Origin of the sequence: Paraconexibacter antarcticus (assembly GCF_024220175.1) — a bacterium.
GTDB lineage: Bacteria > Actinomycetota > Thermoleophilia > Solirubrobacterales > Solirubrobacteraceae > Paraconexibacter > Paraconexibacter antarcticus.
In genome coordinates, this window is the sequence record NZ_CP098502.1 from 3,645,683 (window position 1) to 3,665,299 (window position 19,617).

The 19,617-nt window shown below is 74.4% G+C and carries 20 protein-coding genes and 1 riboswitch; of the genes, 9 read left to right on the forward strand and 11 right to left on the reverse strand.

The genetic code is table 11. From position 1 onward, the window contains the following. Positions 1 to 10: 10 nt before the first annotated feature. Entirely contained in the window at positions 11 to 640 is a 630-nt protein-coding gene (locus NBH00_RS17840; protein WP_254569945.1) for a PilZ domain-containing protein, read from the reverse strand. 121 nt (positions 641 to 761) lie between these two features. Continuing rightward, positions 762 to 931, forward strand: a riboswitch (cyclic di-AMP (ydaO/yuaA leader). 5 nt (positions 932 to 936) lie between these two features. Here NBH00_RS17840 and NBH00_RS17845 point away from each other — a divergent pair. Continuing rightward, positions 937 to 1,578: a C40 family peptidase gene (locus NBH00_RS17845; protein WP_254569946.1), complete on the forward strand. Its 642-nt coding sequence runs from the start codon at positions 937 to 939 to the stop codon at positions 1,576 to 1,578. Positions 1,579 to 1,624: 46 nt separating this feature from the next. On the opposite strand, the gene NBH00_RS17850 is transcribed toward NBH00_RS17845, so the two are convergent. Genes NBH00_RS17850 through NBH00_RS17860 form a run of 3 tightly spaced genes read right to left on the reverse strand, consistent with a single transcriptional unit; the run spans position 1,625 to position 4,579 of the window. Continuing rightward, the gene (locus tag NBH00_RS17850) at positions 1,625 to 2,095 is read right to left on the reverse strand and encodes a DoxX family protein (protein WP_367401343.1); all 471 of its coding nucleotides are present in this window, start codon (positions 2,093 to 2,095) and stop codon (positions 1,625 to 1,627) included. Then, positions 2,083 to 3,723: an AMP-binding protein gene (locus NBH00_RS17855; protein ID WP_254569947.1), complete on the reverse strand. Its 1,641-nt coding sequence runs from the start codon at positions 3,721 to 3,723 to the stop codon at positions 2,083 to 2,085. Before NBH00_RS17855 ends, NBH00_RS17850 begins: the two co-directional genes overlap by 13 nt. A 10-nt stretch (positions 3,724 to 3,733) precedes the next feature. Then, the gene (locus tag NBH00_RS17860) at positions 3,734 to 4,579 is read right to left on the reverse strand and encodes a hypothetical protein (RefSeq protein ID WP_254569948.1); all 846 of its coding nucleotides are present in this window, start codon (positions 4,577 to 4,579) and stop codon (positions 3,734 to 3,736) included. Between the two features lie 115 nt (positions 4,580 to 4,694). Here NBH00_RS17860 and NBH00_RS17865 point away from each other — a divergent pair, with 115 nt between their 5' ends. After that, positions 4,695 to 5,168, forward strand: coding sequence for a hypothetical protein (locus NBH00_RS17865; protein WP_254569949.1), 474 nt, complete (start codon positions 4,695 to 4,697; stop codon positions 5,166 to 5,168). Positions 5,169 to 5,218: 50 nt separating this feature from the next. Here the strand turns inward: NBH00_RS17865 and NBH00_RS17870 are convergent, their stop codons facing one another. Then, positions 5,219 to 5,611 (reverse strand): RNA-binding S4 domain-containing protein, encoded by a 393-nt coding sequence (locus NBH00_RS17870; protein WP_254569950.1) that lies wholly within the window; start codon positions 5,609 to 5,611, stop codon positions 5,219 to 5,221. A 61-nt stretch (positions 5,612 to 5,672) separates the two neighbouring features. Then, positions 5,673 to 6,671 (reverse strand): sensor domain-containing diguanylate cyclase, encoded by a 999-nt coding sequence (locus tag NBH00_RS17875; protein WP_254569951.1) that lies wholly within the window; start codon positions 6,669 to 6,671, stop codon positions 5,673 to 5,675. Positions 6,672 to 6,773: 102 nt separating this feature from the next. On the opposite strand from NBH00_RS17875, the gene NBH00_RS17880 reads away from it, so the two are divergent. From NBH00_RS17880 to NBH00_RS17900, 5 genes are all read left to right on the forward strand, one after another. Further along, complete coding sequence (locus tag NBH00_RS17880; protein ID WP_254569952.1) at positions 6,774 to 8,345, forward strand: fatty acyl-CoA synthetase; 1,572 nt, start codon at positions 6,774 to 6,776, stop codon at positions 8,343 to 8,345. Between the two features lie 93 nt (positions 8,346 to 8,438). Further along, on the forward strand, positions 8,439 to 9,989 hold the full coding sequence (locus tag NBH00_RS17885) for a S53 family peptidase (protein WP_254569953.1): 1,551 nt from the start codon (positions 8,439 to 8,441) through the stop codon (positions 9,987 to 9,989). 202 nt (positions 9,990 to 10,191) lie between these two features. Further along, on the forward strand, positions 10,192 to 11,367 hold the full coding sequence (locus NBH00_RS17890; RefSeq protein ID WP_254569954.1) for a dipeptidase: 1,176 nt from the start codon (positions 10,192 to 10,194) through the stop codon (positions 11,365 to 11,367). Positions 11,368 to 11,447: 80 nt separating this feature from the next. Beyond that, positions 11,448 to 11,624, forward strand: coding sequence for a hypothetical protein (locus NBH00_RS17895; protein ID WP_254569955.1), 177 nt, complete (start codon positions 11,448 to 11,450; stop codon positions 11,622 to 11,624). A 54-nt stretch (positions 11,625 to 11,678) separates the two neighbouring features. Then, entirely contained in the window at positions 11,679 to 12,563 is an 885-nt protein-coding gene (locus tag NBH00_RS17900; RefSeq protein ID WP_254569956.1) for a TIGR03620 family F420-dependent LLM class oxidoreductase, read from the forward strand. A gap of 27 nt (positions 12,564 to 12,590) precedes the next feature. On the opposite strand, the gene NBH00_RS17905 is transcribed toward NBH00_RS17900, so the two are convergent. Beyond that, positions 12,591 to 13,052, reverse strand: a complete 462-nt coding sequence (locus NBH00_RS17905; RefSeq protein WP_254569957.1) for a YdeI/OmpD-associated family protein — start codon at positions 13,050 to 13,052, stop codon at positions 12,591 to 12,593. A 78-nt stretch (positions 13,053 to 13,130) separates the two neighbouring features. After that, complete coding sequence (locus tag NBH00_RS17910; protein WP_254569958.1) at positions 13,131 to 13,619, reverse strand: hypothetical protein; 489 nt, start codon at positions 13,617 to 13,619, stop codon at positions 13,131 to 13,133. A gap of 58 nt (positions 13,620 to 13,677) precedes the next feature. Between NBH00_RS17910 and NBH00_RS17915 the strand changes: the two genes are divergently transcribed. After that, a complete protein-coding gene (locus NBH00_RS17915) occupies positions 13,678 to 14,403 on the forward strand; it encodes an ImmA/IrrE family metallo-endopeptidase (RefSeq protein ID WP_254569959.1) in 726 nt (241 codons plus the stop codon). Positions 14,404 to 14,477: 74 nt separating this feature from the next. On the opposite strand, the gene NBH00_RS17920 is transcribed toward NBH00_RS17915, so the two are convergent. The 3 genes from NBH00_RS17920 to NBH00_RS17930 are packed head-to-tail and all read right to left on the reverse strand — an operon-like array spanning position 14,478 to position 16,079. Further along, on the reverse strand, positions 14,478 to 15,134 hold the full coding sequence (locus tag NBH00_RS17920; protein ID WP_254569960.1) for a helix-turn-helix domain-containing protein: 657 nt from the start codon (positions 15,132 to 15,134) through the stop codon (positions 14,478 to 14,480). Next, a complete protein-coding gene (locus tag NBH00_RS17925; protein WP_254569961.1) occupies positions 15,134 to 15,724 on the reverse strand; it encodes an RNA polymerase sigma factor in 591 nt (196 codons plus the stop codon). The genes NBH00_RS17920 and NBH00_RS17925 overlap by 1 nt, the downstream gene beginning before the upstream one ends. 37 nt (positions 15,725 to 15,761) lie before the next feature. Continuing rightward, positions 15,762 to 16,079: a hypothetical protein gene (locus NBH00_RS17930; RefSeq protein ID WP_254569962.1), complete on the reverse strand. Its 318-nt coding sequence runs from the start codon at positions 16,077 to 16,079 to the stop codon at positions 15,762 to 15,764. A gap of 103 nt (positions 16,080 to 16,182) precedes the next feature. Between NBH00_RS17930 and NBH00_RS17935 the strand changes: the two genes are divergently transcribed. Further along, the gene (locus tag NBH00_RS17935) at positions 16,183 to 19,578 is read left to right on the forward strand and encodes a TM0106 family RecB-like putative nuclease (protein WP_254569963.1); all 3,396 of its coding nucleotides are present in this window, start codon (positions 16,183 to 16,185) and stop codon (positions 19,576 to 19,578) included. The last annotated feature ends 39 nt before the right edge of the window (positions 19,579 to 19,617 follow it).

The following is a 19,617-nucleotide window of genomic DNA, read 5'->3' on the forward strand; positions in this document are numbered from 1 at the left end:
CGAGCGCGGCTCAGGCGTAGGCGGCGGAGGAGCGCCCTTCGCGCTCCTGCGCCATGACGTAGCGGGCGAGCCGCTGCTCGTCGCTGCGGGGCATCGGGTCGAACTGGACGGCGCGGTGGCCGAACGGGGTCGCGCGGACGATCTCGCCCTCGCCCTGGAGCTCGCCGTGGTCGGGCAGCAGGATCGAGAAGCGCACGCGCTCCTCGATGGTGAGGAGCGCGGCGTGCTCGACGAGCATGCCGCCGACGCTGAGGTCGACGGTGCGGGTGATGAGCTCCTCGCCGGCCCCCATCCCCACGACCGCGACGCGGACGGCGCAGCGGACGCGGGCGAAGTTGCGGCGCTGCATGATCACCGCCTCGTCGGCGGCGACGAGCACGAGGCGCCCGTCGCGGAGCGTCAGCTCCCCCTCCCGGCGGACGAGGCCGCGGGCGCTGCGCCACTCGAGCGCCGCCGGGCACCGCAGCACGCCGCCGGGCATCCCGGCGCCGTGCGCGAGCGGCTCGAGCTCGACGTCCCCCGCGACGGTGGCCTCACCGACGCGGACGGGGAGCCGCCAGCCCCCGGCGACGACGAGGTCGATCGCGTGGCCGCGAAGCGGCAGCGGGGCTTGGCTGGGGTCGAGAACCGGGCTGCGCAAGGTCGATCCACCCGGTCATCGGCGGTCGCCCACCCGCCTTGAACCGGGGCGGACGGACCGTGCTGCACGACCGCTTGCATCGGTCTCGCCACGTAACCGGACGGCGTTCGTGGACTACGTTGTCCCAGTAGCGCCGAGTCACCGAGCCCCCCGGGCCGGTGAACGGGGGACCCACTCGGCGGCCCGTCTTCCGTGGCCGCCTGGGGCGAATCGCCGGAGTTCTCCGGTGTAGCGAGGCCCGATGCCCCGCGAGCCCGTCAGCTCACCTCGTAGGCGCCCGAACGAAAGCGAGTCATATGTCTGTCCCGACCACACCCGCGCGCGGGCTGCGCGCGGCGACGCTCGTCGCCGCCACCGCCCTCGGCCTTCCCGCCGCCGCGCACGCACAGCCGCACCGTCCGGCCGCGCCCGCCCTCGGCGGCCTGCCCGGTCAGGAGGCGCTGCTCGCGCTCACGCCGGGCCCCGCGCCGAGCCTCGCGGCCAGGCTCGTCGACGAGCTGCGGACCGCCGGGAAGCTCCAGGTCCACCAGCTCGAGCGCCATCGCGCCGCGGTCGCCCGGACCGCCGCGCGGCATCACGACGCGGTGCTCGTGCGCCGGATGGTCAAGGCGGGCAACCGCATCGCGACGCTGCCCTACGTCTGGGGCGGCGGCCACGGCTCCTTCCAGGCGAGCGGATACGACTGCTCCGGCTCGGTCTCCTACGTCCTGCACGGCGCGGGCCTGCTGGACCGCCCGCTGGCCTCCGGCGATCTCATGGGGTACGGCGAGCCCGGCCCCGGCCGCCACGTGACGATCTACGCCAACGGCGGACACGCCTACATGACGATCGACGGGCGCCGCTTCGACACGTCGGCGCACGGCCCGGGCGGCAGCCGCTGGACGCACGCGAGCCGCTCGTCGGCGGGCTACACCGTCCGGCATCCGGCCGGGCTCTGACCCCCCACCGGGGCCGAGACCCGATCTTCGTCCCCCAGTTGGGCTCTTATCGGGTCTCGGCGCCGCTGGGGGCGCGCTCGGGGCCGCCGGGGGCGCGCTCGGCGCCGCCGGGGGCGCGGGTGGCGCGGCCGAGCAGCCACAGCAGCGCCGCGAGCAGCGCCGGCGCGACGGTCAGCGACGGGATGACGTCCCCCTGGGCGATCCCGGAGACGGCGACGGCGACCACCATCGTCACGGCGAGGAGCAGCGCGCACGGCACGATGAGCGTGCGGCGCGCGAGCAGCACCCCGCCGGCGAGCTCGAGCACGCCCGCGGCGATGACCCACACCGGCGCCGCGGGCAGCCCGAAGCGCCGGAAGTTGTCGAGCTCCCAGCCGTAGGCGAGGAACTTCGGCAGCGACGCGAGGACGAAGACGACGCCGACGACGCGCGCGATCCGGGCGGCCCGGGCGTCGGACCGGATCCGCGCGTCGCCGTCACGCGTGAGCCTGGCGGCGGCCTCCCTCAGGACGGGGATTCGGCCTCGATCTCGGCGAGCTCGCGCTTGAGGATCTTGCCGGTCGGGTTGCGCGGCAGGTCGTCCATGAAGATGACCTCGCGCGGCGACTTGTAGCGGGCGAGGTTGTCCTTCACGAACGCCTGGACCTCCTCCGCGGAGACCTTCTTGCCCTCGGTGAGCACGACGAACGCGCGCAGGCGCTTGCCGAACTCCGGGTCGTCGACCCCGATCGCGGCGGCGTCGCTGATCGCCTCGTGCGTGACGAGGAGCTCCTCGACCTCGCGCGGGAAGACGTTCTCGCCGCCGGACACGATCATCTCGTCGTCGCGGCCGTCGATGAACAGGCGGCCGTTCTCGTCGAAGTGCCCCACGTCACCGGTCGACATGAGGCCGTCGATGACGTCCTTGTGACCGCCGCCCGTGTAGCCCTCGAAGGGCGACGTCGTGCCGACGAAGATGCGCCCGGTCTCCCCTTGCGGCAGCTCCTTGCCGGCCTCGTCGAGGATCTTGATGCGCGACCCGAGCGCGGGCTTGCCGACCGACGAGGGCGCGATGCGGATGTCCTCCGGCGTCGCGAGGGTCGCGACCGACACCTCGGTCGAGCCGTAGAGGTTGTAGATCACGTCGCCGAGGAGGCCCGACGCCTTCGTCGCGACCTCGGCCGGCAGCTGCGATCCGGCGCAGAAGACGACGCGCAGGTGCGAGAGGTCGCGCTTGCGGACCTCCTCCTCCCCGAGGGCGAGGACGCGCTGGAGCATGATCGGGACGACGCACGCGCCGGTCGCCTGGTGCTCGGCGAGGTCGTCGAGGAACTGCCCGGCCTCGAACTTGCGCCGCAGGACGAGCGTCGAGCCGAGGCTGATGGCGAGCATCGCGATCACGAGGCCGGTGCCGTGGAAGAGGGGCGGCGCGATGACCGTGGCCTCCTCCGCCTGCATGGGCATGCGGTCGAGCAGCGCGCCCGGGATGGCGAGCGACTTCGGCTCCGACCGCGGGGCGCCCTTCGGCGTGCCCGTCGTGCCCGAGGTCAGCAGGACGATCCGGCCCGGCTTGTCCGGCGCGCGGGTCGGCGACGGGTCGCCGCCGGCGATGAGCTTGCGCAGCGCGTCGTCCGCCACGTCCTCGGTGGCCGTCGCGACCTTGCCGTGCGAGGGATCGATCCCCGACACCGCCTCCTCGAAGTCGTGGTCGTAGACGAGGAAGTCGACGCCCTCGCGCTCGGCGACCTCGGTCACCTGCCGGGCCGAGAAGGCGGTGTTGAGCCACACGGCGCTCGCGCCGAGCCGGGAGGCCGCGAACGAGGTGACGAGCGGCGCACGGTGGTTGCGGCAGAGGATGCCGATCGTCGCGCCGGGCCCGAGGCCGTCGGCGATCCAGGCGTTCGTCAGGCGGTTGACCTGCTCCTCGAGCTCGTCGTAGGTGATCTGCCCCCACTCGTCGGCGACGGCCGCGTGCCCGCCGTGGCGGAGGGCCGCGATCTTCGGCGCCGCGCCGAACGGCCCGTAGGCGTGCATCGCACGGGCGATGGCGACCATCTTGTCCGGCGACTCGATGCCGACGGCGCCGCGCCTGGCGAGGGCGGCGAGCGAGCGCGCCTCGATCGAGACGCGGCGGGCGGGGTTCGTGAGGCGCTCGGTCAGGCTCATGCTGCGCACCCTACCCAGCGGTCGCCCCGGGAAGGGGTGCGGTTGTACTGCCGCGTTCAACTGCGGGCGCGGAGCCGTCGCCTGCCTCCCGCCGCCGCGCGCGCCGGCCGTCGAGCGCGGCGCAGCCGAGAACGACGACCGCGGGGGGCACGGTCGCCGGCAGCGTGTCGTAGTAGAGGAAGAGCTGGTCCCACGCGAGCGACAGCAGGACGAGGACCGGCGCCGCGAGCCACTGGGCCCGGCGCTCGGCGGCGAGGATCCCACCGACGACCGCGGCGGCGAAGAAGTCGCCGTAGCCGAGTCCCGCGAAGCCGAACGAGGCCGACTGCAGCTGCGGCAGCCCGGAGCCGGGCGAGGCGGCGACGAGGACGTCGTTGGCCGGCTGCAGGTTGTTCGAGAAGACGAGGATCGAGTCGAGCATCGCCATCGCGACGACCGCGACCTTCAGGAGCGTCAGCGGCGCGACGCCCGCGACGAGCCGCCCCGCGGTGACGGCGGACCCGGCGATGAGGATCGCCGTCGCCCCCTGCCCCCACTTCGTGTGCGGCGTCGCCCAGGCGACGGCGAGCAGCGGGGCGGCGAGCGCCGCGGCCGGCCACCGGGCCCGGTGGCCGGCCCAGCCGAGCGCGAGGGCGCAGCCGATCGGGACGAGGACGAGCGCCACCCAGGTCAGGACGTCCGCCGTCGACGGGATGAGCGTGATCGCCCCGATGACGACGGCGATCGACAGCGGCAGGACGAGGGCCCACGCCCCGGTGCGGAAGCGGGCCGCCCAGCGCGGCAGGCCGGCGGCCGGGAGCAGCACGCACGCCGACTGCGCGACCGTGAGCACGAGGTTGTCCGACGAGAACCACACCGGCGCCCATGGTGGCAGCGTTCGTGAGAGTCCATGAGAATCCGGGCGCCGGAGCCTCCGCGCGGGGCGGACGGGTCGCATGCTGGCGGTGCACCCCCACCAAGGAGTCCACCCGATGCGCAAGATCCTGCTGGCCCTCACGGTCATGGCCACCACCACCACCGCCGGCGTCGTCGTCCCCGCCGTCGCATCCACCTCGGCGCCGGCCAAGCCGACCGGCGCCAAGTGCGTCGCACGCGTCAACGCGTCCCCGAAGCTCTCGGCCGCGGGCAGGTCCGCCGCCGTGTCGGCCTGCACGACCCGTGCCGCCGCGATCCGCGACGCCCGCGCGACGCTGAAGGCCGCGCGCCAGACCCGCCGCAGCGAGGTCACCGCCGCGCGCACCGCGTTCCGCACGAGCGTCAAGACGGCCAAGGCCGAGACGCAGCCACAGCGCCGCGCCGACGTCAAGGCGGCCCGCCACACCCGCAACGCCGCGATCCATGCGGCAAACGAGAAGTTCCGCACCGCCCGCCGCACCTACCGGCAGGCCGTCAGGGCCGCGAACAAGGCCTTCCGCACCGCGCTGAAGGCGGCCCGGACCGCCTGACCCGGAGGCATCCGGCGTGATCCGGCGGGCCCACCCGCCGGATCACGGGTTCATCTCTCGCGTTGCGCGGCGCGCTCGGCCTCGAACTTCCGGCGGTCGCGCTTCGTCGGGCGCCCGCCGCGCCCGGGGACGGGCGGGCGGTCCATCGCGCGCTGGGCGGCGAACGCCTCGCGCCGCGCGACCGAGTCCGGGTGCTCCTCGTAGAGCAGGACGGCCTCCTTCGCCGGCCCGCGGCGCTTCGCGGTGTCCTTCACGGTGAGCGTCACGCGCACGGGGCCGAGCGAGACCTCGAGCTCGTCTCCGGCCCGGACCTCCTTGCTCGGCTTCACGCGCACGCCGTTGATCGACACGCGGCCGCCGCTCACCGCCTCCGCCGCGAGCGCGCGCGTCTTGCACAGGCGCGCGGCCCACAGCCACTTGTCCACGCGCACGGGGTCGGCCATGCGCTGATCGTACGGCGAGGGCGACGGGGCGTCCCGCCGGCGGCGGGCGGCCCGGACGTGCTCAGCGCGTTCCGGAGCGGCGCGTCGTGGCGCGCTCGCGCTTACGCGCGTACATCGCGCGGTCCGCGCGGGCGAGGGCGGAGCGCACGTCGTCCCCCGCCTCGGTGACGGCGACGCCGACGGTCACGCCGACGTCGAGGACCCGGCCGTCGACCTCGTACGGCCAGTCGAGCGCGAGCTCGAGGCGCCGGGCGAGGTCGGGGACGGACACGGTGCCCGGGAGGGCCTCGGCGACGACGGCGAACTCGTCGCCGCCCAGCCGGGCGACGGTGTCCTGCACGCGGGTCGCGCCGAGCAGCCGGCGGACGACCTCCTGCAGCACGAGGTCCCCGGCGTCGTGGCCGTGGGTGTCGTTCACGCCCTTGAACCCGTCGACGTCCGCGACGGCGACGAGCACGTCGCCCTGGCTGCGCAGCTGCCGCGCGAAGGCCTGGGCGAGGCGGTCGGAGAGGACGAGCCGGTTCACGGCGCCGGTGAGCGGGTCGTGCGAGGCGGCGTGCCCGAGGTCGGCGGCGATCCGCTTCAGCTCGATCTGGGAGACGACCTGCTCGGCGAGGTCCTCGAAGCGCGCGACCTGCTCCTCGGAGATCTCCCGGGGCTGCTCGTCCCACGCGCAGAGCGTCCCGATGACGTCGCCGGCGGCGGTCCGGAGCGGCACCGACGCGTAGAAGCGCAGCGGCGCGGGCGGGTGGACGAAGGACGAGTAGGCGAAGAGGGGCTCCAGGGTGGCGTCCCGGCAGATGATGCGCTGCTCGCCCTCGACGACGAGGCGGCAGAGGGAGTCCTCGCGCGGGTGGTTGCCGAGCGGCGCGTTCTCCCCCGCGACCCGGTGCTGGAGGTGGTCGTCGAGGATGTGCACACCGACCGAGGCGGCGCCGGTGACGTACGAGCCGACGCGCGCGAGCGCGGTGAGACCGGGGTCGCCCGCGCGATCGAGCACGCCGAGGCGACCGATCGCCTCGAGGCGCCGGCGGTCGTCCTCGGTCTCGGGCGCGGCCATCACGTGACACTTATCGGCGTCTCCGCACGCCCCTTGACCCTTGTGTGACGTCCCTCACGTAGGCTGGCCGGGTCCACGCCCCCCGTCCGAGGAGCCCCTGCCGTGCCCGCCGCCGACCCCGCCGTCGTCCCCGCCCCGTCGAGCACCGTCGGTCGCATCCTCGAGCGCAGCGCCCGCCGCGACCCCGAGCGGCTCGCGCTGACGTTCTCGGACCGGCGCTGGACGTACGCCGAGCTCGACGCCGCCGTGGGCCGCGTCGCCGGGCGGCTGCTCGGCCTCGGCCTGGAGTCCGGTGATCGCGTCGCGGCCTTCGGGAAGAACTCGGACGCCTACGTCGTGCTCTACCTCGCGTGCGCGCGGGCCGGGCTCGTGCACGTCCCGGTGAACTTCAACGCGCGCGGCGACGAGCTCACCTACCTGCTCACGCAGTCGGAGCCGAAGGTCGCGTTCGTCGACCCGGCCCTCGACGAGGCCGTCGACGCGCTCGGGGACGCCGTGGGCGGCCTGCGCCGGGCCGTGCTGCGCGACGACGTCCTCGCGTGGGCGCGCGACGCCTCGGCGCCGGTGCACGTGGAGGACGGCGTGCGCGACGAGGACCTCGTGCAGCTCCTCTACACCTCGGGCACGACCTCGCGGCCCAAGGGCGCGATGCTCACCCACCGCGCGCTCGTGCACCACTACGCATCCGTCATCGCCGCCTGCGACATCGATCGCGCGGACGTCCTGCTCCACGCGCTGCCGCTCTACCACTCGGCGCAGATGCACGTGTTCGTCATCCCCGGCCTCGCGGTCGGGGCGGCGAACCACATCGTCGAGGCCCCCGACCTCGGCGACATCATGGAGCGGGTGCCGCGCGACGGCGTCACCTCGCTGTTCTTCCCGCCGACGGTCTGGGTCGGCGTCTCCCAGCACCCGGGCGTTGCCGCGGGCGCGCTCGACGGGCTGGCGAAGGCCTACTACGGCGCCTCGATCATGCCGGTGCCCGTCCTGCAGAAGCTCCGCGCCGCGCTCCCGGAGGTCGGCTTCTACAACTGCTTCGGCCAGTCCGAGATCGGCCCGCTCGCGACCGTCCTGCGTCCCGAGGAGCACGAGGCGCGGCCGGACTCGGTCGGTCGCGCGGTCCTCTTCGTCGAGACGCGGGTCGTCGACGACGCGATGCAGGACGTCGCCCCCGGGGAGCTCGGCGAGGTCGTCTACCGCTCGCCGCAGCTCTGCGTCGGGTACTGGGGCAAGCCCGAGGCCACGGCGGAGGCGTTCGTCGACGGCTGGTTCCGGTCGGGTGATCTCGTGCGCGCCGACGAGGAGGGATACCTCTTCGTCGTCGACCGCATCAAGGACGTCATCAACACCGGCGGGGTGCTCGTCGCGTCGCGTGAGGTCGAGGACGCCCTCTACGCGCACCCCGCCGTCGCCGAGGTCGCGGTCATCGGCGTCCCCCACGAGCGCTGGATCGAGGCGATCACCGCGGTCGTCGTCCTGAGCGACGCGGCCGATCCCGACGAGCTCATCGCGTTCGCGAAGGAGCGGCTGTCGGGCCTGAAGGTGCCGAAGGCGGTGCACGTCGTCGACGAGCTGCCGAAGAACCCCTCGGGCAAGCTCCTCAAGCGGGAGCTGCGGCTGCGGATCGGCGGGACGGAGTCGGCGATCGGCGGATCCGGGCACCGGGACGAGTGACGCGCCGCCGGATCTGACGCGTTTCCGGTGCGACGGGCCTCGGACATGTGTCCGCCCGTCGTCGGGCGCCCGGGACGGGAGTACATTCCGCCGGTGCGAAACCACCGTCCCCTCCTGGCCGCGCTGGCCGTCGCCGTCGCGACGAGCCTCTCCGCGGCGCCCGCCCTCGCGACGCCGGGCACGAGCCACAAGCGCGTCTGCGGCCCGGCGAACGTCCACTTCGCGAGCTGCCACGCGGAGGTCGTCACGAACGCCGACCTCACGCCGCTGGCCTCGACGAGCTACCAGTCGGGCTACGCGCCGGCCGACCTCGTCAGCGCCTACAAGCTCCCGGCCGCGCCGGCGAGCGGCACCCCGACCGTCGCAATCGTCGACGCCTACGACGCGCCGAACCTCGAGGCGGACCTCGGCGTCTACCGCGCGCAGTTCGGCCTGGCCGCCTGCACGACGACGAACGGCTGCTTCAAGAAGGTCAACCAGAACGGCGTGCAGGGGAGCTACCCCGCCGCGGACACCGGCTGGGCGCAGGAGACGTCGCTCGACGTCGACATGGTCTCGGCGATCTGCCCGGCCTGCCGGATCCTCGTCGTCGAGGCGAACTCGTCGAGCCTCGGCGACCTCGGCGCCGCGGTGAACACCGCCGCGGGCTCCCCGGGCGTCATCGCGGTCTCCAACAGCTACGGCGGCAACGACGGCAGCTACGCGCCGAGCTACGAGACGGCGTACTACAAGCACCCGGGCATCGACATCACCGTGAGCTCCGGTGACAGCGGGTACGGCGGGAACACCGGCAGCACGGTCGAGTTCCCGGCCTCCTCGCAGTACGTCACCGCCGTGGGCGGGACGAGGCTCGTGCGCAACACCGCCGTCACCCGTGGCTGGTCGGAGAGCGCGTGGACCGGCGCCGGCAGCGGCTGCTCGGCGTACGTCTCCAAGCCCGCGTGGCAGACCGACCCGAGCTGCCCCAAGCGGATGGTCGCCGACGTCTCCGCCGTCGCCGACCCGGCGACCGGCGTCGCGGTCTACGACAGCTACGGCTCGTCGAACGGGGCGAACTGGTTCGTCTTCGGCGGCACGAGCGTCGCGTCGCCGATCGTCGCAGCGGTCGACGCCCTCGCCGGCGGCCGCGCCGGTACCGCCGCCGCGCCGACGTACGGCCAGTACGCGTACACGCACGGCGCCGACTTCTTCGACGTGAGCGGCGGCACGAACTCGACGAGCGGCTGCACGTTCGCGTACTTCTGCACCGGCCTCGCCGGCTACGACGGCCCGACGGGTGTCGGCTCGCCGAACGGCGCCGGCACCGGCAGCACGACGCCGCCGCCCCCGCCCGCGCCGACGTTCTCGCTGACGGCATCCCCGACGAGCCGGTCGATCGTGCGGGGCGGGTCGACGTCGTACACGGCGACCGTCACGCCGGCCAACGGCTACGCCTCGAGCACCACGGTCTCGATCAGCGGGGCGCCGCAGGGCGTGACGATCACCGGGTCCCCCACGACGCTCGCGGGCGGCAGCGGGTCGGCGACCTTCGGCGTCGCGGCCTCCACCACCACGAAGGTCGGCTCCTACACGCTGACCATCACGGCCGGCGGCGGCGGGATCACGCAGTCGGCGACCGTCACGCTCCAGATCAAGCGGAAGTAGCCAGACCCGGGGCCTCGGCCCCGTCGCCTGCTCGACGAGGCCGCAGACCTGGCGGCGACGATCCTCGGGACGGTAGGTTCCGCGCCAACGATCTGAGGGGGCCGAGGCGTGGACGTGGATGTGAACGAAGGGAGCGGCGGCAAGGCGGAGTACGAGCGCCGCCCGGTGCTCGCCGCGCTCGCGCGGCAGACGCCGAAGTGACATGAAGGTCGTCGATCTCCACGCCCACTACCCGATGCACCTCCTCCCGGAGGCGCCCGGCGACCCGCTCGCCCTGCTCACCCGGGGCGACCGCGGGGACCGCTGGCGGGACCGGGCGAACATGATGCTCGTGCGGGCGGCGAGCCGCGTCGCCAACTACCAGACGGTGACCTCGGGGCCGGGCGTCACCGTCGAGCGGATGCTCGAGGGCGACGTCGCCGTCTGCTGCTCGGCGCTCTACTCGCCGTTCGACGAGTGGGACCTGACGAAGTGGCGCCGCGGGGAGCCGCCGGACCCGACGTACTTCGCGACGCTCGAGCGTCACATCGACGTCGTCGAGCAGCGCATCGCCGAGCACCATCTCGGGCAGGCGGTCGTCGCCCACTCGCTCGCGGAGCTCGACGCCGCGCTGCAGGAGGGGACGCTCGCCCTGCTGCACACCGTCGAGGGCGGCTTCCACGTCGGCGAGGACCCGGCGGCGATCGACCGCAACACGACCCGGCTGGCCGAGCGCGGCATCGTGGCGCTCACCGTGGCGCACCTCATCTTCCGCGGGGTCGCGACGAACGCGCCGGCCCTCCCGTTCATGCCGGACTGGCTCTACCACGTCGTCTTCCGCCAGCCGCACGACGTCGGGCTGACCGACCTCGGCGAGGCGCTCGTGCGCGCGATGGTCCGCGAGCGCATCACCGTCGACATCACGCACATGAGCCGGGCGTCGCTGCGGGACACGTTCGCGCTGCTCGACGAGCTCGACCCCGAGCGGACGGTGCCGGTCATCGCCTCGCACATGGCCTGCCGGTTCGGGCACCTCGACTACAACCTCACGGACGACACGATCGCCCGCGTCGCCGAGCGCGGCGGCGCCCTCGGCGTCATCTTCTGCGACCACTACGTCGGCGACGGCATCGTCCGCGGCCGGACGACGTCGATCGACCAGACCGTCGAGGCGATGGGAAGGCACATCGACCGGGTCGCCCGGGTGACGGGCGGGCACGACCACGCCGCCCTCGGCTCCGACCTCGACGGCTACATCAAGCCGATGCTCGCCGGGCTCGAGCACATGGGCCGCATGCGGGAGCTGTCGGCGGCGCTCGCGGCCCGGTACGGCGACGACGTCGCGGAGCGGATCTGCTCGGCGAACGCCCTGCGCGTGCTGCGCGCCGGGTGGCGCTGAGCCCGGCCTGTCGCCGCGCCCGTGTCTGGGAGCCGCCGTGCACGGGGAGGGTCGCAGGGCGCCGCGGCGAACTCCCCGGCATGGTCCTCACCGCCCTCATCCTCGGCCTCGTCGCCGTCGTGATCAGCGCGATCGGCGTGCGCGAGACCTTCCGCCGCCTCGGGCTCGACCTCCGCGAGACGCTCCTGTGGTTCGGCCTCGCCGAGATCCCGGCGCCCGAGGTCCCGCGCCGCAACCGCGCCCTCGTCGAGCTGTAGCGCCGCGCGCCGTCCGGGGCGCGCGCGGGCGGCCGGGCGCTAGCCTCGGGCGTCATGACGACGCTCGCCGACCGACTGCGCCCCGTGGGCGTGTGGACCTTCACCGACGCGCTCGCCGCCCCGGACGCGGTGGAGTTCGCCCGCCGGATCGAGGCGCTCGGCTACTCGGCCCTGTGGCATCCGGAGACCGTCGGCCGCGACCCGCTCGTGCACCTCGGCCACCTCGCGGGCGCGACGAGCACGTTGCTGCTGGCGAGCGGCATCGCGAACCTCTACAACCGCCACCCGGGGGCGATGAAGCAGGCCGCCCACACGCTCGCGGAGCAGAGCGGCGGCCGGTTCATCAACGGGATCGGCGTCTCCCACCGGCCGCTGGTGGAGGGGGTGCGCGGCCTGTCCTACGACAAGCCCCTGACGGCGATGCGCGGCTACCTCGACGCGATGGAGCAGTCGCCCTACACCGGCCCCGAGGCCGCCGAGCCGCCCCCCGTCGTCCTCGCCGCGCTCGGCCCGAAGATGCTCGCGCTCGCCGGGGAGCGGACCGCCGGCGCGCACCCGTACTTCACGACGCCGGCGCACACCCGCCAGGCCCGCGAGATCCTCGGCCCCGACAAGCTGCTGTGCGTCGAGCAGAAGGTCATCCTCACGACCGACGAGACCGCGGCCCGCGCCGCGGCGGCGCCGCAGATCGACCGCTACGGCGCGCTCCCGAACTACCGCAACAACTGGCAGCGCCTCGGCTACACCGAGGAGCAGATCGAGGCCAAGGACCCGGCGTTCGTCGACGACCTCATCGTGTGGGGCGACGCGGACACCATCCGCGCGCGCATCGCCGAGGACCACGACGCGGGCGCGACGCACGTCTGCATCCAGCCGGTGTCGGTGCAGGGGCGTCCGACGCCGGACCTCGACGTGCTCGAGGCGCTCGCGCCGGAGTAGCGGCCGGCGGTCGTCCGCCGGCCGTCGTCAGTTGCGGGTCTGCCCCTCGCGGACCATGTCGACGGTCTTGGCGATGCGGGTCGCGCGCGTCTCCTCGCGCTTGGCCTCCTGCACCCAGCGGACGAACTCCTTGCGGTGGGTGAAGGCGAGCGCGTCGAAGCGGGCGCGCAGCGCAGGATCGGCGTCGAGCGCGGTCGCCAGCTCGCTGGGCACCTCGACCTCGCGCGGCGCGGTGTCGAGCTCGATCCGCACGGTCACCTCGTCGCCCGGCTCGACCCCGGCGGCGGTGCGCGTCGCCTTCGTCAGGCCGAGCATGTTCTCGCCGCGCATCCGCGCCACGCGCCCGGCCCAGGTGAAGCCGTTGATCGTGGCCCGCACCGGGAAGGCCTTCGCGCCCTCCCCCACCTCGGCGACCTGCGCCTCGTCGAGCAGCACCGCGGCGGCGGGGCCGCGCGGCTCGAGGGTCGTCGTGAACTCGAGCGGTGGCATGGCCGGGGACGATGCCATACCGGCGTGACGCCACCCGCGCCCCGGACGGCGTGCTGCGTGGTGTGGCTCATGGCCACATCAGGTCGCAAGCCGGTGCGGCGCGGTGCGCGCCTGCCGTGCGGGGACCGGCGTCCACTCCGGCAGCGAGCCGCCGCAGGCGAGGCACTGGCCGGGGAACCACCCGGTGGCGCGCACGTGCTCCCAGAACGTGACGCCCTCGTCCTGCCAGGCCGCGCCGCAGCCGGGGCAGCGGACGGCGACCGGGCCGATCGCCGCGGGCTCGTCGTCGAACGTCACGACCTCCCCGGGGAGCCAGACGCGCCGGTAGCCGACGAGGCGCGCCCACGCGACGAGGGCGCGCCCGGCCCGGTCGGTCCACGGGACGCCTCGGACCGGGACGACGATGAGCTCGTCCCCGTCCTTGTGCAGGTCGGCCAGCGCAGCGCGGACGCGGCGCAGGCCGGCGCGCTCGGGGCCGCGCGCCGTCATCGCGGGGACCCAGCGGTTCAGGGTGACGGTGTCGCCGCGGACGGTGGCGCGGCAGGTGGGGCGTTCGTCGGCGCTCATGCCCTCCGGGTCGCGCCGCGGCCGGTCGGGCTGACAGGCGTGTGGGATCCTCCCGGCGATGGCCGTCATCGACGTCAACCGGGGGGCGAAGCGCGCGCGGGAGGCCCGCGCGCAGCTCGGGCTCGATCCGGCGGCGCCGCTCCCGTGCCTGCTCGGCGTCGTCGAGGAGCGGGCGGAGCGTCCGGTCGTCGTCGCGCCGCTCGCGCCGGGCCTGGCGGGCGCTTGCGTCCCGTTCGGCACCGGGCGGCTGCTGTTCGTCAACGGCGTGCAGGCCCCGGTCCGGCAGCGCTTCACGCTCGCGCACGAGCTCGGCCACGCGTGGTGCGGGCACGACGGGACCGTCGCGGTCGACACGTTCGCCACGCTCGGCGGGGGCACGACGACCCCGTACGAGGTCCAGGCGAACGCGTTCGCCGCCGAGTTCCTCATCCCCAAGGCCGCGCTCGCCGAGCTCGCCGACGGAGCGCCGAGCCTCGACGAGATCACGCTCGTCGCCGCCCACTTCGGCACGAGCGCCCTCATGACGCTCTTCCGCTACCGGCAGCTCCGACTCATCTCCAGCGACGCCTGCGACGGGCTGAAGGCGCGGATCGACGAGGGCGAGCACTTCGCCGCCGCCGAGCGTCTCGGGCTCGCCGCCTTCGACGACCGTCTCGCGACGCTCGACCCCCTGCCCTACCTCTCCCCGGTCCTGCGGGGAACACGGCTGGCCGCGGTCCTCGAGGGCGCGGCGCCGGCCGAGCCGGCGCTCGCGAAGGCCATCAGCCGCCTGCTCGGCGGCTGACCACCCGCCCGGCGGACCGCCGGCCTCCCGGCGGGCGGGGCGGCCTCCCGACGGGCGGGGCGGCCTCCCGCCCGTCAGCCCTCCGGGCCGCCGAGGAAGAGGCGGTCGACCTCGTCCAGCGACGGCGGCGCGGGCTCCAGCGCGGCGTCGGCGAGGATCGCGAAGTCCGCCGCGACCCAGGGCTGCGCCGGGTCCTCCGCGCGGAGCAGCGTCCCGCCGGCGGCCGCAGGTCTGAGGCCCTGCCCGAAGGTCGCGGCGTCGGTCAGCGTCTGGGCGCTCGCGCCGAGCAGTTCGCCCAGGGCGTCGAGCAGCCGCCGCGAGACGCGGGTGGGGTCGAGCTCGCCCTGCTCGAGCTGCCGCAGGTAGTCGGCGGTGCGCGCCTCGTCGCCCTTCCCGAGCGAGAAGCGGGCCACGAGCCGGGACGCGACCTGCTTCACCGAGACACCGGCCTGCTCACGCAGGCCGGGGAGCACCTGGGGCCAGAGCCCGGCGTCCTCCCCGGCCGCGGCGAAGACGCGCTGCACGACGGGCTCGGCACGGATCTGCGCGCGCGCCGCCGCGTCGAGCTCGGGGGTCGGCGCGACGGCGAGCCAGTCAGCGATCGCGTCGGCGAGCTCGTCGCGCGCGGCCCCCTCGGGCACCCGGCGCAGGTACTCGCGGACGTTCGGCCGGCGGCCGGCGTTCCACTCGTCGATGAACTGGCTAAGGAGGAGATCTGGGGTGGGGAACATCAGGATGCGTCCTCGTGGTCGCGCAGGAGCTGGGCGAGTTTCCGCAGCCCGCGGGATCGCAGCTGGTAGGCATTGTCGCGCGTGAGGCCGAGCCGGTCGCAGATCTCCTCGATCTCGGCGCCCTGGAAGGTCAGGTCGACGACCTCGCGCTGACGCGGGGAGAGGTGCGTCATCGCCTCCTCGCGGAAGGCGTCCATGTCGCGCGCGTGCTCGTCGAGCGCGAAGCGGCGCTGCGATTCCGCGGCCTCCCACGCGGAGGACGAGCCGCCGTCGTCGTCGGCGTCCCACCCGTGGTCGAGCGAGACGGTCCTCCTGGCCATCGACGAGCGCTGCACGTCCATGCAGATGAAGTTCGCGAGCGTCTTCGTCGCGTTGACGAGCTCGCCCATCGACACGCCCTCGAAGGTGTGGATGAGGTTGAAGGTGAAGCGCGAGAGCGCGAGGGAGACCGCCCGGTCGTGCTCCTCGTCGTCGAGCCGGCCCTTGTGCGCGGCGCCCACGAGGCCGTCCATGCGGTCGAAGATCGTGATCACGAGCTCCTCCCACCACCGGCGCATGGCGTCGGCGTCGCCGGCGCCCCGGGCCGCCACGAAGCGGCGCAGATGTTCATCGTCGTGTCTCCCCACGTCAGGAGAGTCGGTCCCCGGCGGCACGGTCTGACACTCGCAGATCGGACGTTCCGGCGAGGGCGGCGAGCTCGGGCCAGCGCCGGGCGATCGCCTCCCCCGGGCCGGGCAGGCCGGGCAGCTCCGCGCAGAGGGCGAGCGAGCAGCACAGGACGGCGACATCGCGGTCGAACGACGCGCGCACGGGCACGTCGAGGGAGCGCAGGCGATGGAAGTCGACGAGGCGCAGCACGAGGCCGTCCGGCGCGGTGACGACCCGGACCTCGACGCCGGCGGCGTCCATCGCGGCACACAACGCGGGAAAGGTGGGCGTGGGCATGGGGGCGGGTCGCGCGCCGCCGCCGGGATCTGACAGACGCCGCCCGGAGCGAGGTGCACAGGACGTAGTGTCAGCTCCGCCGATGGCCATGCGACCCGCCACCATGTCCTCCCCCGCTCCCGCCTCGCCGAGCGCCCTGAACCGCTTCCTCGGCTGCGAGTACCGCACGTACCTCGACGTCCTGGACCGCCGCGGCGAGCTCGACGCGGAGCCCCGGCCGCCGGAGATGCAGCTGCTCTTCGACCGGGGCAACCGGCACGAGGACGACGTCGTCGCGGCGATGGTCGCCGCGGGCCACGACGTCCTCGCGCTCGAGGACCTCGACGCGACGAAGGAGGAGCGCGCCGCCCGGACCCTCGCGGCGATGCACGAGGGCCGCGAGGTCCTCCACCAGGGCTGCTTCCTCCACGACGGGTGGGTCGGCTACCCGGACTTCCTCATCCGCGTCGACGAGCCGTCCGGGCTCGGCCCGTGGTCCTACGAGGTCGCGGACGCGAAGCTCGGCCGCACCCCGCGCCCGAAGCACATCTTCCAGCTGCTCTTCTACACCGAGCAGCTCGAGCGGCTGCAGGGCCGCCGGCCCGCCCGGATGCGGCTCATCCTCGGCGACGGCACCGACCCGGCCTTCCGGGCGGAGGACTTCGAGGCGTACGCGGCGGACATCCGCGCGATGTTCTCGCGGCGGCTCGCGGTCCTCGAGCGTCCGGTGCCCGACCCGCCGCCCGCCTACCCCTACCCGGTCTCCGACTGCGAGTTCTGCCCGTGGTGGCAGGTGTGCCGGGACAAGCGCCGCCGCGAAAACCACCTCTCGCTCGTCGCCAACCTCCATCGCGGGCAGGGGCTGAAGCTCGAGGCGCACGGCGTGCACTCGGTCGCCGCCCTCGCCGCGCTCCCCGCCGGGCAGGACGTCCCCCGCCTCAGCGCCGCGACCGTCGACGTGCTCCGCGCCCAGGCCGGCCTGCAGCTGCGCTCGCGCGGGCTCGAGGTCCCGCTCTTCGAACTGCTGAAGCCCGAGCCGGACACCGGTCTCGCGCGCCTCCCCGCGCCGTCCCCCGGCGACGTGCACTTCGACTTCGAGGGTGACCCCTATTGGGGCGACGAGGGCCTCGAGTACCTCTTCGGCACGGTCTACGAACGCGACGGCGGCGGCACGGAGTACCGGCCGCTGTGGGCGACGGGCCGCGCGGAGGAGAAGGCCGCGTTCGAGACGTGGGTCGACTGGATCACGGCGCGCCTGGAGCGGTTCCCCGACCTGCACGTCTTCCACTACAACGCCTACGAGACCGTCGCGCTGAAGAAGCTCGTCGCCCGGCACTCGACGCGTGAGCTCGAGGTGGACGAGCTGCTGCGCCGCAAGGTCTTCGTCGACCTCTACGGCATCACGCGGCAGGCCGTGCGCGCCGGCGTGGAGTCCTACGGGCTGAAGGCGATGGAGGCCGTCTTCGGCTTCGAGCGCAACGCCGAGCTGCGTGGCGCGCTCGGCTCGATGCGGCGCTGGCAGGCCTTCCAGGACGACGGCGAGGACGAGCACCTGCACGCGATCGCGCTCTACAACGAAGACGACTGCCTGAGCACCCGCGCCCTCTACGCGTGGCTGCTCGACCGGCGTCCGGAGGCCGAGGCGCAGTACGGCCTCACGATCGACGCGCTCGCGCCCGAGCCGCCGAAGGCGCCGAGCGACAAGACGCTCGCCTACCTCGAGCGGCTCGAGGCGATCCGCCCGCTGCTGACCGCCGGCCTCCCCGACGACGAGTCCGAGGACGACGCCGAGCAGCGCGCCCGGCGCACGACGTTCGACCTGCTCGGCTACCACCGGCGGGAGGAGAAGCCGGTGTGGTGGGGGTTCTTCGCCCGCCGCGAGCTGTCCGCCGCGCAGCTCCGCCACGAGGACGGCGACGCGCTCGGCGAGCTCGAGGTCGTCGACGGGCCCGTCCCCGTCACCGCGAGGAGCGTCGAGTGGACGCTGCGCTTCCCCGCCCAGGACCACAAGCTCGGCGCCGGCGAGGTCGACGACCCGGACGCCGGGCGGGGCGGCCGGATCACGTCGCTCGACGAGGAGGCCGGCACGCTCGTCTACCGCCGCGTCGTCCATCCGGACCTGCACGCGGCGGCGCCGACGCGCCTGGCCCCCGGCGGGCCGTACAACACCGACGCGCAGGTCGGGGCGCTCTTCCGCTTCGCCGAGCGGGTCGTCGAGGACGGCCTCGAGCCGTGCGGCCGGCTCGACGCCGGCACCGACCTGCTCCTCGGCCGCGTGCCGCGGCTCGCCCCCGGGACGCCGCCGCTCGACGGCACACCGGCGCAGCTCGACCGGGTTCGCGCCCAGGTCCGCGGGCTGCAGGACAGTGTCCTCGTCATCCAGGGCCCGCCCGGCACCGGCAAGACGTGGACGGGCGCGCACATCGCCACGGACCTGCTCGCCCGCGGCCTGCGCGTCGGCGTGACCGCGACATCCCACAAGGCGATCAACAACCTGCTGGCGGCGATCGACAACGCCGCCGACGAGGAGGGCGTCGCGTTCCGCGGCTGGAAGAAGGGCAGCGAGGACGAGCACCGCTACGAGAGCGACCGCGTCCTCTTCGCCGACCGGGCGCCCTCCGAGGACCCGGCCGACGGCGGCCCGGTGCGGCTCGTCGGCGCGACCGCCTGGCACTGGGCCCACGCCGATCGTCTCGCGGACGTCGACATCCTGCTCGTCGACGAGGCGGGCCAGGTCGCGCTCGCCGACGCGATCGCGGTCTCGCAGGCGGCACGGAGCGTCGTCCTGCTCGGCGACCCGCAGCAGCTCGCGCACGTCTCGCAGGGGACGCACCCGCGCGGGGTCGGCGTCTCCGTCCTCGAGCACCTGCTCGGCGACGAGCAGACGGTGGCAGCCGACCGCGGCGTCTTCCTCGGCACCTCGTGGCGGATGCACCCGGACGTCTGCCGGTTCATCTCCGACGCGATGTACGACGGGCGGCTCGTCTCGACCGCCGGGTGCGAGACGCAGCGCGTCGACTCCCCCGGCCTGTCGGGCAGCGGGCTGCGGATGCTCGCGTGCGACCACGACGACAACCGCGGCCGCTCCGTCGAGGAGGCCGAGCTCATCGCCGGCGAGGTCGCCCGGCTGCTCGACGGCGGGACGTACGTCTCCCGCGAGCGCGGCCTGCAGCCGCTGACGCTCGCGGACATCCTCGTCGTCGCGCCGTACAACGCGCAGGTCCGCTGCCTGCGCGCGAAGCTCCCCGACGGCGCCCGCGTCGGGACCGTCGACAAGTTCCAGGGTCAGGAGGCGCCGGTCGTCCTCTTCTCGATGACCGCGTCCTCGGGCGACGACGTCTCCCGCGGGATGTCGTTCCTCTTCTCGCGCAACCGGCTCAACGTCGCCGTGTCGCGCGCGCAGGCGCTCGCCGTCGTCGTCTGCTCGCCGAAGCTCCTCAGCGCGAACTGCTCGACGGTCGACGACATGCGCCTCGTCAACATGCTGTGCCGCTTCGCGGCGGTGGCGCGGGGCGCGTGAGCCGGGGCGGCGTCGCCCCGGCCCACGTACCTCGCGTGG

What these genes read in the sequence shown, in the direction of transcription:
- NBH00_RS17845 (WP_254569946.1), top strand. Translation starts at nt 937, where the DNA reads ATGTCTGTCCCGACCACACCCGCGCGCGGGCTGCGCGCGGCGACGCTC.
- NBH00_RS17855 (WP_254569947.1), bottom strand. Translation starts at nt 3,723, where the DNA reads ATGAGCCTGACCGAGCGCCTCACGAACCCCGCCCGCCGCGTCTCGATC.
- NBH00_RS17865 (WP_254569949.1), top strand. Translation starts at nt 4,695, where the DNA reads ATGCGCAAGATCCTGCTGGCCCTCACGGTCATGGCCACCACCACCACC.
- NBH00_RS17870 (WP_254569950.1), bottom strand. Translation starts at nt 5,611, where the DNA reads ATGGCCGACCCCGTGCGCGTGGACAAGTGGCTGTGGGCCGCGCGCCTG.
- NBH00_RS17875 (WP_254569951.1), bottom strand. Translation starts at nt 6,671, where the DNA reads ATGGCCGCGCCCGAGACCGAGGACGACCGCCGGCGCCTCGAGGCGATC.
- NBH00_RS17890 (WP_254569954.1), top strand. Translation starts at nt 10,192, where the DNA reads ATGAAGGTCGTCGATCTCCACGCCCACTACCCGATGCACCTCCTCCCG.
- NBH00_RS17895 (WP_254569955.1), top strand. Translation starts at nt 11,448, where the DNA reads ATGGTCCTCACCGCCCTCATCCTCGGCCTCGTCGCCGTCGTGATCAGC.
- NBH00_RS17900 (WP_254569956.1), top strand. Translation starts at nt 11,679, where the DNA reads ATGACGACGCTCGCCGACCGACTGCGCCCCGTGGGCGTGTGGACCTTC.
- NBH00_RS17905 (WP_254569957.1), bottom strand. Translation starts at nt 13,052, where the DNA reads ATGCCACCGCTCGAGTTCACGACGACCCTCGAGCCGCGCGGCCCCGCC.
- NBH00_RS17910 (WP_254569958.1), bottom strand. Translation starts at nt 13,619, where the DNA reads ATGAGCGCCGACGAACGCCCCACCTGCCGCGCCACCGTCCGCGGCGAC.
- NBH00_RS17915 (WP_254569959.1), top strand. Translation starts at nt 13,678, where the DNA reads ATGGCCGTCATCGACGTCAACCGGGGGGCGAAGCGCGCGCGGGAGGCC.
- NBH00_RS17920 (WP_254569960.1), bottom strand. Translation starts at nt 15,134, where the DNA reads ATGTTCCCCACCCCAGATCTCCTCCTTAGCCAGTTCATCGACGAGTGG.
- NBH00_RS17930 (WP_254569962.1), bottom strand. Translation starts at nt 16,079, where the DNA reads ATGCCCACGCCCACCTTTCCCGCGTTGTGTGCCGCGATGGACGCCGCC.
- NBH00_RS17935 (WP_254569963.1), top strand. Translation starts at nt 16,183, where the DNA reads ATGTCCTCCCCCGCTCCCGCCTCGCCGAGCGCCCTGAACCGCTTCCTC.